The 15774-nt window shown below is 70.2% G+C and carries 14 protein-coding genes; 13 read left to right on the top strand and 1 reads right to left on the bottom strand.

What is annotated here, in order from left to right:
• The first annotated feature begins 13 nt into the window (after positions 1–13).
• The 10 genes from ACGFJ7_RS05115 (at position 14) to ACGFJ7_RS05070 (ending at position 9301) form a co-directional block, all read left to right on the top strand.
• A complete protein-coding gene (locus ACGFJ7_RS05115) occupies positions 14–274 on the top strand; it encodes an SCO4848 family membrane protein (protein ID WP_360246667.1) in 261 nt (86 codons plus the stop codon).
• Between the two features lie 195 nt (positions 275–469).
• Positions 470–1567, top strand: coding sequence for a BMP family ABC transporter substrate-binding protein (locus ACGFJ7_RS05110; RefSeq protein ID WP_360246665.1), 1098 nt, complete (start codon positions 470–472; stop codon positions 1565–1567).
• Positions 1568–1679: 112 nt separating this feature from the next.
• Entirely contained in the window at positions 1680–3197 is a 1518-nt protein-coding gene (locus tag ACGFJ7_RS05105) for an ABC transporter ATP-binding protein (protein WP_392640967.1), read from the top strand.
• Positions 3194–4453, top strand: coding sequence for an ABC transporter permease (locus ACGFJ7_RS05100; RefSeq protein WP_392640965.1), 1260 nt, complete (start codon positions 3194–3196; stop codon positions 4451–4453). Before ACGFJ7_RS05105 ends, ACGFJ7_RS05100 begins: the two co-directional genes overlap by 4 nt.
• A 5-nt stretch (positions 4454–4458) precedes the next feature.
• Positions 4459–5727: an ABC transporter permease gene (locus ACGFJ7_RS05095; protein ID WP_360246661.1), complete on the top strand. Its 1269-nt coding sequence runs from the start codon at positions 4459–4461 to the stop codon at positions 5725–5727.
• A 42-nt stretch (positions 5728–5769) separates the two neighbouring features.
• Positions 5770–6237 (top strand): hypothetical protein, encoded by a 468-nt coding sequence (locus tag ACGFJ7_RS05090; protein WP_360246660.1) that lies wholly within the window; start codon positions 5770–5772, stop codon positions 6235–6237.
• Positions 6234–6587, top strand: coding sequence for a hypothetical protein (locus tag ACGFJ7_RS05085; protein WP_360246658.1), 354 nt, complete (start codon positions 6234–6236; stop codon positions 6585–6587). The genes ACGFJ7_RS05090 and ACGFJ7_RS05085 overlap by 4 nt, the downstream gene beginning before the upstream one ends.
• 31 nt (positions 6588–6618) lie before the next feature.
• Positions 6619–7344 (top strand): cytidine deaminase, encoded by a 726-nt coding sequence (locus ACGFJ7_RS05080; protein WP_360246656.1) that lies wholly within the window; start codon positions 6619–6621, stop codon positions 7342–7344.
• A complete protein-coding gene (locus ACGFJ7_RS05075; protein ID WP_392640962.1) occupies positions 7337–8614 on the top strand; it encodes a thymidine phosphorylase in 1278 nt (425 codons plus the stop codon). Before ACGFJ7_RS05080 ends, ACGFJ7_RS05075 begins: the two co-directional genes overlap by 8 nt.
• A gap of 6 nt (positions 8615–8620) precedes the next feature.
• Entirely contained in the window at positions 8621–9301 is a 681-nt protein-coding gene (locus tag ACGFJ7_RS05070; RefSeq protein ID WP_360246652.1) for a DUF4272 domain-containing protein, read from the top strand.
• On the opposite strand, the gene ACGFJ7_RS05065 is transcribed toward ACGFJ7_RS05070, so the two are convergent.
• Positions 9256–10074, bottom strand: a complete 819-nt coding sequence (locus tag ACGFJ7_RS05065; RefSeq protein ID WP_360246650.1) for a putative RNA methyltransferase — start codon at positions 10072–10074, stop codon at positions 9256–9258. The genes ACGFJ7_RS05070 and ACGFJ7_RS05065 overlap by 46 nt on opposite strands.
• A 26-nt stretch (positions 10075–10100) precedes the next feature.
• On the opposite strand from ACGFJ7_RS05065, the gene ACGFJ7_RS05060 reads away from it, so the two are divergent.
• The 3 genes from ACGFJ7_RS05060 to ACGFJ7_RS05050 all read left to right on the top strand — a co-directional run bounded on the left by ACGFJ7_RS05060 (position 10101) and on the right by ACGFJ7_RS05050 (position 15751).
• Positions 10101–11186 (top strand): adenosine deaminase, encoded by a 1086-nt coding sequence (locus tag ACGFJ7_RS05060; protein WP_360246648.1) that lies wholly within the window; start codon positions 10101–10103, stop codon positions 11184–11186.
• A 402-nt stretch (positions 11187–11588) separates the two neighbouring features.
• On the top strand, positions 11589–15350 hold the full coding sequence (locus ACGFJ7_RS05055) for a nitrate- and nitrite sensing domain-containing protein (protein WP_392640959.1): 3762 nt from the start codon (positions 11589–11591) through the stop codon (positions 15348–15350).
• On the top strand, positions 15347–15751 hold the full coding sequence (locus ACGFJ7_RS05050) for a roadblock/LC7 domain-containing protein (protein WP_014447580.1): 405 nt from the start codon (positions 15347–15349) through the stop codon (positions 15749–15751). Before ACGFJ7_RS05055 ends, ACGFJ7_RS05050 begins: the two co-directional genes overlap by 4 nt.
• The last annotated feature ends 23 nt before the right edge of the window (positions 15752–15774 follow it).

The following is a 15774-nucleotide window of genomic DNA, read 5'->3' as shown; positions in this document are numbered from 1 at the left end:
CGATAGTGGGCGCATGGTGATCTCGCGGCGATGGGCGGTCTTCCTGACGGCGGTCGGGGTGTGGACCTGGGTGATCTGGCCCCGGTTCGGCCTGGCGATCTGGCAGGACGACCGCTCGTTCGCCGATGGGCGGCCGACGTCCTTTCTGATCGTGCACGCCGTGTTGATCGTCACTTCGCTGGCGGTCGGCACGGTCGTCGGCGTCCTGGGAATCCGGGCATGGCGGACTTGCCGCAAGTTGTCCACTGTCTCGGCCGGTGCGCCGAAAGATTAAGGGCTTGTTACCGCCCGGCCCGGGAAATTGCCGCAGTATCGGATACAAGCGACGGCCAGTGTGCCTTGCGATTGCGGGCAGATAACGGTGCGCCAACAGTCCGGACCAAACTGCCTCCGCCGTCCTGGCCTGCGGCTACGCTCCCGCGTTGAAGACTCACCGACATGTGTCGGTGTGCGTTGGAAGGAGGGCGTCTTGCGCCCAGTACGTGGGAAGCGGATCGTTGCGATTCTCGCGGCAGGTGGGCTGACGCTCGCTGCCGCGGCCTGTGGCGACGCCCCTGACGAGACTCCCGCCGGCGGCAGCTCGAACGCTGCCGCCGCCGCATACAAGGCCTGCATGGTCACCGACACCGGCGGCATCGACGACAAGTCGTTCAACGCGTCCGCGTGGGCCGGAATCAACGCCGCGAAGAGCCAGGCCAGCAACGTCGACGCGAAGGTCGCGGCGTCCTCGAGCGAGGCCGACTACGAGCCCAACCTGCGCGGCTTCGTCACGCAGAAGTGCAACTTCACCCTCGCGGTCGGCGGTCTGATGATCGACGCCACCAAGAAGATCGCGTCGGAGAACACCGGCGCGCAGTTCGGCATCGTGGACGGCGTCGTCGCCGGCCAGAGCAACGTCTACCCGATGCAGTTCGCCACCGACGAGGCCGCGTTCCTCGCCGGCTACCTGGCCGCGGGCTACTCGAAGACCAAGAAGGTCGCGACCTTCGGCGGCATGAAGCTGCCGACCGTCGCCATCTTCATGGACGGCTTCGTCGACGGCGTGAAGTACTACAACGAGCAGAAGAAGGCCAACGTCCAGGTCCTCGGCTGGGACAAGGCCAAGCAGGCCGGCTCGTTCACCGACGACTTCGCCAGCCCGGCCAAGGGCAAGGCGCTGGCCAACACGTTCGTCGCCCAGGGCGCCGACGTGATCCTGCCCGTCGCCGGCGGCACCGGCCTGGGCGCGGCCGAGGTCGCGCAGGGCTCGTCCGGCAAGGTCTCGATCGTCTGGGTCGACCAGGACGGTTGCAAGAGCGCCGCGCAGTTCTGTGACGTCTTCCTGACCACCGTCGTCAAGAACATCACCGACGCGGTCGAGAAGGCGGTCGTCGCCGGCGCCACCGGCAAGCCGCTCGCGGCCACCCCGGGCTACCTGGGCAAGCTGGAGAACGAAGGCGTCTCGCTGGCGCCGTACAACAAGTTCGACAGCAAGATCGACGCCACCCTGAAGTCCGAGGTCGACGCGCTGAAGGCGGACATCGTCTCGGGCAAGGTCAAGGTCGAGTCGACCAACGCGCCGAAGTGACGTTGCGCTAGGTAACATTTCGCCGCCGCCGGTTGTGAGCCTCGCTCGCAACCGCGCGGCGGTTTCCCCTGTTCTGCAGCTGAGCGCTTAGGAGATTCCGCTGAGACTCGAATTGCGCGGCATCACCAAGCGCTTCGGCGACCTGGTGGCCAACGACCACATCGACATCACCGTCGAGCCGGGCGAGGTCCACGCCCTGCTCGGTGAGAACGGCGCCGGCAAATCGACGCTGATGAACCAGCTGTACGGCCTGCTCCAGCCGGACGAGGGCGAGATCCTGGTCGACGGCGAGAAGAAGGTCTTCCGCAGCCCCCGCGACGCCATCGCCGCCGGCATCGGCATGGTCCACCAGCACTTCATGCTGGTACCGGTCTTCACCGTGGCCGAGAACATCGCGCTCGGCGCCGAGGAGATCCGGGGCGGTCCGCTCGGGATCCTCGACCGCCGGCGCAGCCGCCGCGACGTGCTCGAGACCTCCCAGAAGTACGGCCTGCCGGTCGATCCCGACGCCCTGGTCGAGAACCTCTCGGTCGGCGCCCAGCAGCGCGTCGAGATCGTCAAGGCCCTGACCCGCGACGTCGACCTGCTCATCCTCGACGAGCCGACAGCGGTCCTCACCCCGCAGGAGACCGACGAGCTGCTCGCGGTGATGCGCTCGCTGGCCGAGACCGGAAAGTCGATCGTCTTCATCACCCACAAGCTGGGCGAGGTCAAGGCGATCGCCGACCGGATCACGGTCATCCGCCGCGGCCGCACGGTGGGCACCGCCACCCCCGCCACCTCGGAGGACGAGCTGGCCGCCCTGATGGTCGGCCGCGACGTCAGCCTCGAGGTGGTCAAGGGACCGGCCCAGCCGCAGGGCGAGGTGCTCAAGGTCGCCGGCCTGATCGTCGACGACGACCGCGGCGTGCGCGCCGTCGACGGCGTCGACCTGACCGTCCGGGGCGGTGAAGTGCTCGGCATCGCGGGTGTGCAGGGCAACGGGCAGACCGAGCTGGTCGAGGCGATCATGGGCCTGCGCCCGGCCCGGGCCGGCACGATCCAGCTCGAGGACGAGTCGCTGATCGGCAAGAGCACCAAGCAGGTGCTGCGCTCCGGCGTCGGCTACGTGCCCGAGGACCGCAGCCTCGACGGCGTGGTCAAGGACTTCTCCGTGGCCGAGAACCTCGTGCTCGACATGTACGACCGCGAGCCGTACGGCAGCGCCTTCAAGCTCAATCCCAAGGCGATCGCGGTCAACGCGGCCCAGCGGGTCGAACAGTTCGACATCCGGGTCTCGTCACCGCAGTCGGCGGTCGGCAACCTCTCCGGCGGCAACCAGCAGAAGGTCGTCGTGGCCCGGGAGATGTCCCGGCCGCTGCGGCTGTTCATCGCCGCCCAGCCGACCCGCGGCGTGGACGTCGGCTCGATCGAGTTCATCCACAAACAGATCATCCACGAGCGGGACAACGGCACCGCCGTTCTCGTGGTCTCCAGCGAGCTCGACGAGGTGGTCGGCCTGGCCGACCGCATCGCGGTCATGTACCGCGGCCGGGTCCTCGCCATCGTCTCGCCGGACACCCCGCGCGAGGAGATCGGCCTGCTGATGGCCGGCATCACGGGCACAAACGACGAAGAGGACGGCCAGTGACCACCGAAGTAGCACCTCCCGAGAAGAAGGAGGAAGAGAAGCGGGAGACGTTCATCTCCCTCTTCCTGCAGAACCTCTGGTCGGCCAACACGGTCACTGTCACCTTCCTGTCGATCTTCCTGGCCCTGGTCATCGGCGCCGTCCTGATCGTGGTCTCCGACTCGCAGGTGCTCTCCTACTTCGAGTACTTCACCTCCCGGCCCAGCGACGCGCTGAACGCGAGCTGGGACCTGATCAGCCAGGCCTACGCCGACCTGTTCAAGGGCGCGATCTTCGACCCGGCCGCGTTCCAGGCCTGGTTCGACGGGACCGGCACCTGGCAGGCCGCGTTCGGCCCGATCTCCGAGACGCTGACGTACGCGGCGCCGCTGGTCTTCACCGGCCTGTCGGTCGCGATCGCCTTCCGCGGCGGCCTGTTCAACATCGGCGGTCAGGGCCAGGCGGTCATCGGCTGCGTCACCGGCGGCGTGGTCGGCTTCGCGGTCGGCCTGCCGGTCGGCCTGCACCTACTGGTGGCGCTGGTCGCCGGCTTCCTCGGCGGCGCGCTCTGGGGCTTCCTGCCCGGCCTGCTCAAGGCCCGCACCGGCGCCCACGAGGTGATCACCACGATCATGCTCAACTACATCGCCACGCTCTTCCTGAGCTGGCTGATCCTGCAGAACGGCGTCCGCGACCCCGACCGTACCGACGCGATCAGCAAGACCATCGAGTCGTCGGCCCAGCTGCCCGCCCTGCCCTCGCCGCTACGGGTGCACCTGGGCATCGTGCTCGCGGTCGTCGCCACCGCGGTCGTGGCCTGGCTGCTCAACAAGTCGCCGTTCGGCTTCGAGCTGCGCGCGGTCGGCGTCAACCCGCCCGCCGCCAAGACCGCCGGCATGAGCGTGGCCAAGACGTACACGCTGCTGATGGTCATCGCCGGCGGCCTGGCCGGCCTCGGCGGCGCGGTCCAGGTGCTCGGCACCGCCGACAAGCTGACCGCGCAGGTGGCCGGCAACATCGGCTTCGACGGCCTGCTGGTGGCCCTGCTCGGGCGCAACAAGCCGTGGGGCACGCTGCTCGCCGCCATCCTGTACGGCGCGCTGCGCGCCGGCGGCAACCTGATGCAGGTCGACGCGGGCATCTCGCTCGAGCTGGTCACCGTGCTCCAGGCCCTGATCGTCATCTTCATCGCCGCGCCGGCCCTGGTGAAGGCGATCTTCCAGCTCCGCGCCGCCCGTTCCGCACGGCTCGGCGCCACGATGGCGAAGGGCTGGTGAGCCACATGTCGACAGCGACAGTGGAAGACCTGACCGAGATCACCGCCCCCGACCGCTTCTGGAACCGGCAGCGCCGCCTGGGCGCCGCCCTGGTGATCATCGGCCTGATCGCGGCGGTCGTGTTCGGCTCGCTCGCCGACTCGAAGACCGCCAAGTTCACCCTCAGCGACGACGCCGAGGGCGCCGCCCTGTCGATCAACGGCCAGTTCGGGGCCATCCTGTTCGGCGTCGTGACCATCGCCGCCGGTGCCGCCCTGCTGGCCGGCGTGGCCAAGCGCTGGCAGACGTGGCTGCTCGGCCTCGGCATCGTCACGTTCGTCCTGTCGTTCCTGTGCTGGCAGGTCGCGGGCAAGTTCCTGCCGCTGGTCGACACGGCCAGCGGCTCCCTCGAACTGGCCCTGCCGCTGATCCTGGGCGCGCTGGCCGGCGTGCTCTGCGAGCGCTCCGGCGTGGTGAACGTGGCCATCGAGGGCCAGTTCCTGATGGGCGCGTTCGGCGCGGCCCTGGTCGGCACCCTGGCCACCAGCGTCTGGGCCGGCCTGATCAGCGCGGTCGTCGGCGGTGTCATCATCGCCGCGATGCTGGCCTGGCTCGCCATCCGCTTCCTGGTCGACCAGGTCGTCGTCGGCATCGTGCTCAACCTGTTCGCGCTCGGCGTCACCGGCTTCCTGTACGAGCGGCTGATGCAGCCCGACGCGCTGAAGTACAACTCGCCGCCCCGCCTGCCCGAGTGGAAGATCCCGGGCCTGGCCGACATCCCGGTGGTCGGCCCGGTGCTGTTCGACACCAATCTGCTGGTCTGGATCGCCCTGATCCTGGTCTTCGTCATCCACTTCGCGCTCAAGCGCACCCGCTGGGGCCTGCGCACCCGGGCGGTCGGCGAGCACCCCACGGCGGCCGACACGGTCGGCATCCGGGTCCGCGGCCTGCGCTACATGAACGTCCTGCTGGGCGGCGTGGTGGCCGGCCTCGGCGGCGCGTACTTCACGCTGGTGTCGACCAGCGCCTTCAACAAGAACATGACGGCGGGCGCGGGCTTCATCGCGCTGGCCGCCCTGATCTTCGGGCGCTGGACCCCGTTCGGCGCCCTGGGTGCGGCCCTGTTCTTCGGCTTCGCCCAGAAATTGGCGAACTACCTGAGCGCGGTCGGCAGCCCGGTCCCGAACCAGTTCCTCAACATGCTCCCGTACATCGCCACCATCATCGCGGTGGCCGGCCTGGTCGGTCGCGTCCGCGCCCCCGCCGCCGACGGCGTCCCGTACGTGAAGAGCTGAGAACGCTGGACGACCGGCATACTTTCAAACTATTTTGAAAGTATGCCGGTCGCCGAGGCTCCGTTCTCCGAGCTCATCAACAAGCCCAAGTCGACCCTTCAGTCGCTCACCGGTTCGCGCGCCCACGCGATCCGGTTGCGGCGCCGCGACGACGTCGACCTCGTACTCACCACGGCCGACCGCTACGAGCAGGACCACGCGGTGGTCTCCGCCGCGCTCCGCCTGTTCCGCACGATCGTGCTCAACGGCCAGACCGACGCCGTGCTCGACCTGTTGCCTGAAGTCTTCCCCTGGTCGCGGTTCCTCCCCGCGGGTGACAGGCACACCTTCCTGATCGAGTTCGTCGATACGCTGCGTGCCGTGGAAGATCTCGACACACTCGCGCCCGTCACCCAGCTCCTCGCCGAATGGCGGCACACCGCCGAGGCCCACGCCGACCCGGCCGTACTGGCCGCCTTGACCGGAGGCGCCGATGACTTCGGCCCGGTGCCGGACCCTCCGAGCGCATGACCCCTAAGCGAGGCGAGCGGGTGGCGCCGCCGCCGGGCCCCGATGAGTACGACCTGACCTTCGGCACCAGCGAGGCGGCCAAGGGCTGGATCGACCTCTGCGCCCAGGCACCGGCGAATGCCCTGGAGATGTGGCGAACCCTGCGCGCGAACCCCGCTCCGTCCCCGCCGACCAGCCGCCATCATCAGCTCAAGGGATCTCTGTCGACGGGCGCCTACCGCGGTGCGGTCCTGCCGCAATGGCAGTACGAAGTAACGGCGGGCGGCCGGGTCTGGTATCTCGTCGACGCTGCGGGCAAGAAGGTCTATCTGATGTACGCGGGGACGCGGCATCCCAAGGTGACCGAGTAGCGGAGCTGGGGCGTCAGGCACAATCAGCTGCATGGAGATCGACTGGGTTGGGCTGCGGGCCGCCGCTACCGAGGCCATGCGGCACGCCTATGCGCCGTACTCCGACTTTCCGGTCGGGGCGGCGGCGCTCGTGGACGACGGCCGGGTGGTCGTCGGGTGCAACGTGGAGAACGCGTCGTACGGCGTGGGGCTCTGTGCCGAGTGCGGTCTGGTCAGCCAGCTGCACGCCAGCGGCGGGGGACGCCTGGTGGCGTTCTCGTGCGTGGACGCGACCGGCAACCCGCTGATGCCGTGCGGGCGCTGCCGTCAGCTGCTGTGGGAGCACGGCGGCCCGGAACTGCTGGTCGAGTGGCACACCGGCCCGATCCGGATGACCGAGCTGCTGCCGCACGCGTTCGGCCCGGAGGACCTGGAGCGGGTCAACGGCGCCACCAGCGGCCCCGAGGTGCCGGCCGAGCTGGCCAAGTGGCGTGGCCGCGGAACCGTCTTCGTGCACCCGGACCTGTCCGGTGGCGCCACGGTCTGGACCGCGTACTGGGAGCGCTCCGGCGGCAGCTCGGCCGAGAGCGACGCCGACAAGGGTGTTCTCGAGGAGGGCCCGAACTTCGCCACCACGGCCGAGGCCGTGGGCTGGGGTCAGGCCCGTACCCCACGGATCGTCGTGGTGGACGCCGAGGGTGGCCTGGCCTGGGCCGGGGAGGGTGAAGCGCCGGAGGGCATTCCCTCCAAGTGGACGGAAGGTTCCATCGATGAGTGAGTTCGCCGCCGTCGACGTCATCCGGGCCAAGCGGGACGGGCACGCGCTGAGCGACGCCCAGATCGACTGGGTCGTGGACGCGTACACCAAGGGTGTTGTCGCCGACGAGCAGATGTCGGCGCTGGCCATGGCGATCCTGCTGCGCGGCATGACGCCGGCCGAGATCGCCCGCTGGACCGCCGCGATGATCGCGAGCGGGGAGCGGCTGGATCTCTCCTCGGTGACCCGGCCGACCGCCGACAAGCACTCCACCGGTGGTGTCGGTGACAAGATCACGCTGCCGTTGACCCCGTTGGTCGCCGCGTGCGGTGTGGCCGTGCCGCAGCTGTCCGGGCGCGGTCTCGGGCACACCGGCGGCACGCTCGACAAGCTGGAGTCGATCGCCGGCTGGCGGGCGAAGCTGAGCAACGACGAGTTCAAGAGCCAGCTGCAGGACATCGGCGCGGTGATCTGCGCGGCCGGCGAGGGCCTGGCCCCGGCCGACCGCAAGCTGTACGCGTTGCGCGACGTGACCGGCACGGTCGAGTCGATCCCGCTGATCGCCAGTTCGATCATGAGCAAGAAGATCGCCGAGGGGACCGGCGCGCTGGTGCTGGACGTCAAGGTCGGTTCGGGCGCCTTCATGAAGGACCTGGCGACCGCCCGCGAGCTGGCGAGCACCATGGTACGGCTGGGCCGGGACAGCGGCGTGAACACGGTCGCGCTGCTCACCGACATGAGCACCCCGCTCGGCCTGGCCGTCGGCAACGCGAACGAGGTGGCGGAGTCGGTCGAGGTGCTCGCCGGTGGGGGCCCGGCCGACGTGGTCGAGCTGACCCTGGCGCTGGCCCGCGAGATGCTGGCCGCGGCGGGCGTCGACGCCGATCCGGCCCAGGTCCTCGCGTCGGGCGCGGCCATGGACACCTGGCGGGCGATGATCCGGGCCCAGGGTGGCGACCCGGACGCTCCGCTGCCGGTGGCGCGCGAGACCGAGGTGCTGCGGGCGACGGCCGACGGGGTGGTGAGCGGCGTCGACGCGTACGGCATCGGCATCGCGGCCTGGCGCCTCGGCGCCGGACGGGCCCGCAAGGAGGACCCGGTCAGCTTCGGCGCCGGCATTCAGCTCAAGGTCAAGCCCGGCGATTCGGTACGTACGGGGGACGTGCTCCTGGAGCTTCGCGCGGACGACCCGTCCCGCATCCCGACGGCCCGCGACGAGGCCGCGGCGGCGGTGTCGATCGGTACGGAGCGCCCCGCCCCTTCAAAGCTGGTGCTCGACCGCATAGCCTGACCCACCATGACGAAGGCCGCACCCGATCCGCACGCCGTTCGCGAGGCCAGCCTCGACGAGCTGCGGCGGCTCGGCCTGCCGCTGCCACCGGCGGGCTTCCCTCTGGTCTGGGAGGCGGGCGACGCCATCGAGCTGAGACCGACGGCCGAGATCGAGGCCCGGACGGCGGTGCTGCACGTGGTGGTCGCCCGCTGTTTCGGCATGCCGACCGAGGTCGCCATGAGCTGGCTGCTCGGTTCGCACCTGGTCGATTTCGTCACGCCGCCGGAGTGGCAGTTCGTGATCGGCGCCAAGGGCGATCACCGGTCGTTCGTGCTTCACCACGACGCGGTGTTCGCCCTCGCCTGGTTGCTCGGCCTGGCCCGTCATCTGGATCCGACCGCGCCGCCCGAGGGCCGGATGATGTCTCAGATGCCTGATCTGCCGGCTGGTGAGAGTTTCAACAGCTGGCGGTCGCGCTCCCTGATGTCACCGCGCGACCCGGTCGAGGCGGCCGTCCTGCTCGACCTCTACTACTGCCTCGACTGGGCGTTCCAGGAGGCCGAGCAGACCGGCCTGCCGCTGCCCGGTGAGATCGACGGCAACGCGATCGGCCAGCGACGCTGGGCGCTGGAGTGGGCAGTGGTCTTCCACGGCCCGTATCACGACAAACCGGCCGAGTGGGAAGAAGTCGACCTCTCGGTGTAGGTGGTGATCTCCACCGCCGCCGTGACCGTGACGTCGCCGGTCGGCCGGTCGCCCGGCGGGACGTGCCGGGCGGCGGGGGTCATTCCGATGAGGGTACGGGCCTCGGCCGCGCTCAGGCGCAACGTGCGGCGCTCGGTGACGGCCGGCCCGGCGGTGAAGTGCTCGCCGAGCGCGTCCCCGACCCGCTCCGCCTTGTCCGGGTCGACCCGGATCAGCCCGCGCATCAGCTCCCCCAGGTGGTCGGCGGCCGGGGTGACGACGACCAGCGCCCCGCCGGGGCGCAGAATCCGGCGGTACTCGGCGCCGTTGCGGGGCGCGAAGACGTTGAGGACCATCGCGGCGGCGCCGTCGGCGATCGGCAGCGGGCGCCAGAGGTCGGCCAGCACGGCCGCGGCGCGGGGATGGGCCCGGGCCGCCCGGCGCAGGGCCGGCTTGGAGACGTCCAGGCCGAGCCCGGTCGCCGCCGGCGCCTTCTGCAGGACTTTTCCCAGGTAGAAGCCCGTGCCCGTGCCGGCGTCGACCACGAGGCCGTCCGTTCCCGGCAGCGCGTCCGCTATGAAGTCGTAGTGGCCGGCGGCCAGGAACGCCTCACGGTCGGCCACCATCTCCGCGGTGTCGCCCACATGCGGCATGCGGCCGGCGGTCAGATCCGCGTACCCCTGCTTGGCCATGTCGAAGCTGTGTCCCCGGGTGCAGAGCAGCCGCTTGTCGTCGCGCCGGAGGTGCTGGCGGCAAACCGGGCACCGCAGGTACGGCAATGCGCCGTCGATCATTCGTCTCCTGCCTCTAGGCTCGGCTGATGGCCGCCATCGCTTACTCCGACATCGTTCCGGCGCCCAAGGCGCTGCTGCACGACCACCTTGACGGTGGTCTGCGCCCCTCGACCATCGTCGAACTGGCCGAGGCGGTGGGTCATGAGCTGCCGACGACCGACCCGGCCGCGCTGGCCGACTGGTTCGTGGCCGCCGCCGACTCGGGTTCGCTGGAACGCTACCTGGAGACGTTCGCCCACACGGTCGCGGTGATGCAGACCGAGGAGGGCCTTTTCCGGGTCGCCAAGGAGTGCGCGCTCGACCTGGCGGCCGACGGGGTGGTGTACGCCGAGGTGCGGTACGCCCCCGAGCAGCATCTGGAGCGTGGCCTCACGCTCGATCAGGTGGTCGACGCCGTGAACGCCGGTTTCACCGAGGGCATGGCCGAGGCGGCCGCCCAGGGGACGCCGATCCGGGTGGGTGTGCTGTTGACCGCCATGCGCCACGCCGCCCGCTCGCAGGAGATCGCCGAGCTGTCGGTGCGCTACCGGGACAACGGCGTGGTCGGTTTCGACATCGCCGGCGCCGAGGCCGGTTTTCCCCCCACCCGTCACCTGGACGCCTTCGAATACCTCCAGCGCGAGAACTTCCATTTCACCATTCACGCCGGCGAGGCGTTCGGCCTGCCGTCGATCTGGCAGGCCATCCAGTGGTGCGGCGCCGACCGGCTCGGTCACGGTGTGCGTCTGGTCGATGACATCACGGGTACGCCGGGTGGCGGCGAGACGGTTCTCGGCCGGCTGGCCGCCTATGTTCGCGACAAGCGGATCCCGCTCGAGCTGTGCCCGTCGTCGAACGTGCAGACCGGCGCCGCGCCCTCGATCGCCGAGCACCCGATCGGCCTGCTGCACGATCTGCGGTTCCGGGTGACCGTCAATACCGACAACCGGCTGATGAGCGGTACGTCGATGTCGCGCGAGATGGCGCTGCTCTCCGAGGCCTTCGGCTGGGGCTGGGCCGAGTTGCAGTGGCTGACGATCAACGCGATGAAGTCGGCCTTCATCCCGTACGACGAGCGGTTGGCGATCATCAATGACGTGATCAAGCCTGGTTACGCAAAGTTGATCAGCTGACTCCTTTCGGCAAGCGGCCTTGCCGGTTCGGCGGTGACACTCATCCGTTCGGTCAGAATGGTCCCTACAAAGACTGCGAAATCGGGCATCTCACCTTGCCGATCGGGCCGGACCGCGACATCGTTCATCCCGCCGCGATCCACTACGATCGGGCGCGTTCGACGAGCGTCACCCCCGCGTCTCGTCGATCGACACGAGTGACACTGAGAAACGCACCCCTATACAGCCAGTGAGACGGCCCGGTCCGAGCGCGTAGACATTGCGCCACACAACCGGTCCGTGTTCGATGGCCCTTTCTCTTTGACACTCGTCGTGATGGAATCTCGGGGGCCCGACGCGGCAGTCGGCCGTGTGCGGCGCCCGGCGAGCCGAATGCCGGGCCCGAATCAGGAGGACGGTGACGTGAGCAAGCGCCCCGAGACGGCGACCGGCGTCATGTCGCGTCTCCGTCGGCCGGCCGATCGGCTTAGAGATCTGCCGATCTGGTCGAAGCTCGGCTTGATCATGTTGGTTCCCACCCTGGCGACGATCATCGTCGGCGTCAGCGGTCTCGTGGACCACATCGAGGAAGCCAGCAACGCGGAGCGCGCGCGCAACCTAGCGGTGCTGTCGGAAGCGGCCGGTGGTCTCGTCGACCACCTGCAGAACGAACGCGCTTACGGCATCATCATCGGCACGGACGGCATGAGCAAGCAGGTCAAGGCCAACGCGCTCAAGTCCTACAACGACGAGCACGCCCAGGTCGACCGGGCCAAGGTGCCCTACGCACAGCAGAAGGCCTCGCTGGACGACGTTCCGGACAAGGTCGGCACCCTGCTCCTGCGGCTCGACCGCAACATCGAGGAACTTCCCGCCACGCGCAGCCAGGTCGCCAACGGCCGCATGGACACGGTCAAGGTCGAGGAGACCTACGACCGTCTGATCGACGACTTGCTCTCCGTGCGCGACGTCTCGGCCCAGCTGTCGAACGACACCACGCTCGGCGACCACCTGCGAGCCGTGGCCGCGGTGGCCAACGCCAAGGAGTACATGGCGCAGCAGCGCGACGTCGGCCAGAAAATCATCGGCAAGGGTGAGCTGACGAACGATCTGCGCCGCGAGTACCAGCTCGCCGACACCGGATTCGAGCTCGCCGGCACCACGCTGCAGTCGGTCGGCACGCAGTCCGAGGCCGACATGTTCAAGGCGACCAGCGACACCGAGGCCGGCCGGGCCGCGACGAACTACATCACGCCGCTGATCAGCCTTTCCGGCGCGAACACCAAGGATATCAGGGTCACCTCCCCGCAGTGGGACGCCGCGATGGCCGGCTACGGCCAGCAGTTCCGCGGCGTCGAGCAGAAACTGGACGCCCAGATCGTCACCGAGGCCACCGGCCTGCGCGACGACGTGAACCGGCGGGTCTTCATCGAGACCAGCATCCTGCTCGGCATGCTGCTGCTCGCCATCCTGTTCGCCTGGCTGGTCGCCCGGTCGATGGCCCGCTCGCTGCGCGAGCTGCGGCAGGGTGCCCTCTCGGTCGCCCAGTTCGGCCTGCCCCACGCGGTGAGCCGGCTGCGTGACCCGCAGCTGTCCACCTCGCTCACCCCGGCCCAGCTCGCCGACCAGATCGCCGAGCCGCTGCCGGTGCGCAGCCGTGACGAGTTCGGTCAGGTGACCGAGGCGTTCAACGCGGTTCACCTCGAGGCGGTGCGCACCGCGGCCGAGCAGGCCGCCCTGCGGGCCTCCGTCGCGACCATGTTCGTCAACCTCGCCCGCCGTTCCCAGATCCTGGTCGACCGGCTCATCGGTCACCTCGACCGGCTGGAGCGCGGCGAGGAGGACCCGGACCGGCTCGCCGAGCTCTTCCAGCTCGACCACCTCGCCACCCGAATGCGGCGTAACGACGAGAACCTCCTGGTTCTGGCCGGCGCCGACTCGACCCGTGTGCAGCGCGAGCCGGCCGCCCTGATCGACGTGCTCCGCGCCGCCCAGTCCGAGGTGGAGCACTACACCCGCATCGAGTTCGGCATGATCGACCGGGACATCGAGGTGGCGGCGCACGCCGTCAACGACATGGTCCACCTGGTCGCCGAGCTCTTCGACAACGCGACCGCCTTCTCGCCGCCCAACTCGACGGTCATCGTCGAGGCCCGGCACCTGCCCGAGGGCGCGCTCCTGACGGTCGAGGACCGCGGCATCGGCATCAGCCGGGAGCAGCTCCGCGACCTCAACGAGCGCCTGGCCAACCCGCCGATGGTGGACGTCGCCGTCTCCCGCATGATGGGCCTGGTCGTGGTCGCCCGGCTGGCCAACCGCCACGCGGTGAAGGTCGAGCTGCGCCCGGCCGACACCGACCGGGGCACGGTGGCCGAGGTCGGCCTGCCGCTCGCGGTCCTGACCGGCGAGGCGCAGCCCGCCGCCGGCCGCATGCAGGCCGTCGGCGCCGGCTACGACCAGCAGGGCCGCCAGGGCATGTCCGAGCCGCTCGCTCTCGAGAGCGGCCACGGCGGATACCCGACCGGCCGCCCCTTCGACCCGAACCCGCCGATGAACAACGGCGGCATGCTCGGCACCAACGGGCGCCCGGCGCCCGCCTGGTCCGACCTGACCGGCGCGCCGTCGAACGGCTCGAACGGCTTCGGCTCCTCGAACGGCTCGCTCAACGGCCTCAACGGCGGCGGCGCCAACGGCAGCAACGGCAACGGTGGCTTCTACGGTCCCCGCAGCAACGAGCCGATTCCGCCGCTGCCCGCCGGTCCTACCCAGGGCTTCGACGCCCCGCGCGGCTTCGACGCCCCGCAGGGTGCGAACGGCTTCAACGGCGCCCAGGGTCTGAACGGCAGCCAGGGTCTGAACGGCAGCCAGGGTCTGAACGGCACTCAGGGCTTCAACGGCTCGCAGAGTCTGAACGGCGCCCAGAGCTTCGACGGACCGCAGGGCTTCGACGGGCCGCAGGGCTTCGCCGGGCCGGACGGGCTGCCGCAGCGCCGCAACGGCGACGGCGGCCAGCCCCAGGGCGACGCCAACGGCTTCGGCGCGACCATCCCGCGTCAGCTTCCGGCCAACCCGGAGACCCAGGGGCGTAACCCGTTCGTCCCGCCGGTCTCCGCTCCGCCGGTGCCGTCCGCGCCGCCGTACGGTGGGACGCCCGTCTCCACCCCGCCGGCCAACGACCCGGTCTCGGCCGCTCCGGCCTCGCCGCCCGCGTGGCCGCCGGTCGCCTCCGACCGCGACCAGAGCCACACGCCGCACGTGCCGGAAAGCCTCGCCGCGGCCCTCGACATGACCGCCGAGCTTCCCCGGTACCGTCCGGAGCAGCGCAGCGAGCCCCAAGTCGAGCGTCCGGCGAACCCGCCGATCGCGGCGATCCCGTCGTCCGCGCCGCCGGCCAACCCGGTCTCGGGCACGCCGGTCTCGGCGACCCCGATCTCGGCCACGCCGGTCTCCGGCGCGGCCGACCAGGGCGAGTCGCAGCGGGCGGCCGCGGCCGCCCGGGCCGCGCACGAGCTGGCGGCCGCCCAGGCCGCGGAGGCCCAGGCCACCGCCGCCGCGCAGATCGCCGCGGCGCAGGCCGCGGCCCGTCAGCGCGACAACGGTCAGGGCCAGTTCGCCGACGAGACGATGGAGCTGCCGATCTTCCGGGAGCTCGAGTCGGCCTGGTTCACCACGGCGCGTCCGGCCGAGCCGTCGAAGCCGTCCTCCAACGGCATCGACGAGCCGGTGACCTCGCAGCGGATCCCGACCGGGGAGCCGGCGCGGACCGTCGGTGTGCCGCAGCAGGCGGTCTCGCCCGAGTCGCGCGACCAAACGCCCGCTACTGTTGGTGTCGGTGCCTCCAACGGCGCCGGCTCGACCAGCGGCCCCAACGGCAGCGTCGCCACCAACCCGTGGCGTACCGCGGCCGACGAGGGCTGGCAGGCCGCGCAGGCGGCGGCAGAGGCGCGGGTGGACACCACGACCACCGCGGGTCTGCCCAAGCGCACGCCGATGGCGCAGCTCGTTCCCGGTGGTGTCGACCGGGGCAGTGACCCCGCTCAGCGCCGTACCCCCGAGGGTGTTCGCGGGCTCCTGTCCGCGTACCACCGAGGTGTGCAGCGCGGTCGCACCAAAGATTCGACCAACCCGGAGGAGACTCCGGGAGGGCAGCAGTCCTCGCAGGCTGGCAAGGAGCATGAGGCATGACATCTACGCAGGATCTCGGTTGGCTGCTGGCCAACTTCGCCGACCGCGTTCCCGGAGTCGCGCATGCGATCGCGGTCTCCGCTGACGGTCTGCTCCTGGCGGCCTCGCGGGACCTTCCGCGGGACCGCGCCGATCAGCTGGCGGCTATCGCCTCCGGCCTTGTGAGCCTCACCCAGGGCGCCGCGCGGTGCTTCGAGGGTGGCGCTGTTCTTCAGACGGTCGTCGAGATGGACAACGGGTTCCTTTTCCTGATGTCGATCTCCGATGGCTCCTCGTTCGCGGTGCTCGCGGCTCGCAGCTGCGACGTCGGCCAGGTGGGCTACGAGATGGCCCTCCTCGTCGACCGCGTCGGCGAGGCGCTGACCCCCGCGCCGCGTTCCGCGGCCGGGGTGCTCGGCTGAACGGGCAGTGGGCCGGGGCACTC

The sequence above is a fragment of the Actinoplanes sp. NPDC048988 genome (assembly GCF_043197815.1).
GTDB lineage: Bacteria > Actinomycetota > Actinomycetes > Mycobacteriales > Micromonosporaceae > Actinoplanes.
This window is presented reverse-complemented; position numbering and strand designations above follow the sequence as displayed.

Coding starts and splice junctions, on each gene's coding strand:
- ACGFJ7_RS05075 (WP_392640962.1), top strand. CDS start 7,337: ATGAGTGAGTTCGCCGCCGTCGACGTCATCCGGGCCAAGCGGGACGGG.
- ACGFJ7_RS05065 (WP_360246650.1), bottom strand. CDS start 10,074: ATGATCGACGGCGCATTGCCGTACCTGCGGTGCCCGGTTTGCCGCCAG.
- ACGFJ7_RS05085 (WP_360246658.1), top strand. CDS start 6,234: ATGACCCCTAAGCGAGGCGAGCGGGTGGCGCCGCCGCCGGGCCCCGAT.
- ACGFJ7_RS05070 (WP_360246652.1), top strand. CDS start 8,621: ATGACGAAGGCCGCACCCGATCCGCACGCCGTTCGCGAGGCCAGCCTC.
- ACGFJ7_RS05090 (WP_360246660.1), top strand. CDS start 5,770: ATGCCGGTCGCCGAGGCTCCGTTCTCCGAGCTCATCAACAAGCCCAAG.
- ACGFJ7_RS05095 (WP_360246661.1), top strand. CDS start 4,459: ATGTCGACAGCGACAGTGGAAGACCTGACCGAGATCACCGCCCCCGAC.
- ACGFJ7_RS05115 (WP_360246667.1), top strand. CDS start 14: ATGGTGATCTCGCGGCGATGGGCGGTCTTCCTGACGGCGGTCGGGGTG.
- ACGFJ7_RS05050 (WP_014447580.1), top strand. CDS start 15,347: ATGACATCTACGCAGGATCTCGGTTGGCTGCTGGCCAACTTCGCCGAC.
- ACGFJ7_RS05080 (WP_360246656.1), top strand. CDS start 6,619: ATGGAGATCGACTGGGTTGGGCTGCGGGCCGCCGCTACCGAGGCCATG.
- ACGFJ7_RS05060 (WP_360246648.1), top strand. CDS start 10,101: ATGGCCGCCATCGCTTACTCCGACATCGTTCCGGCGCCCAAGGCGCTG.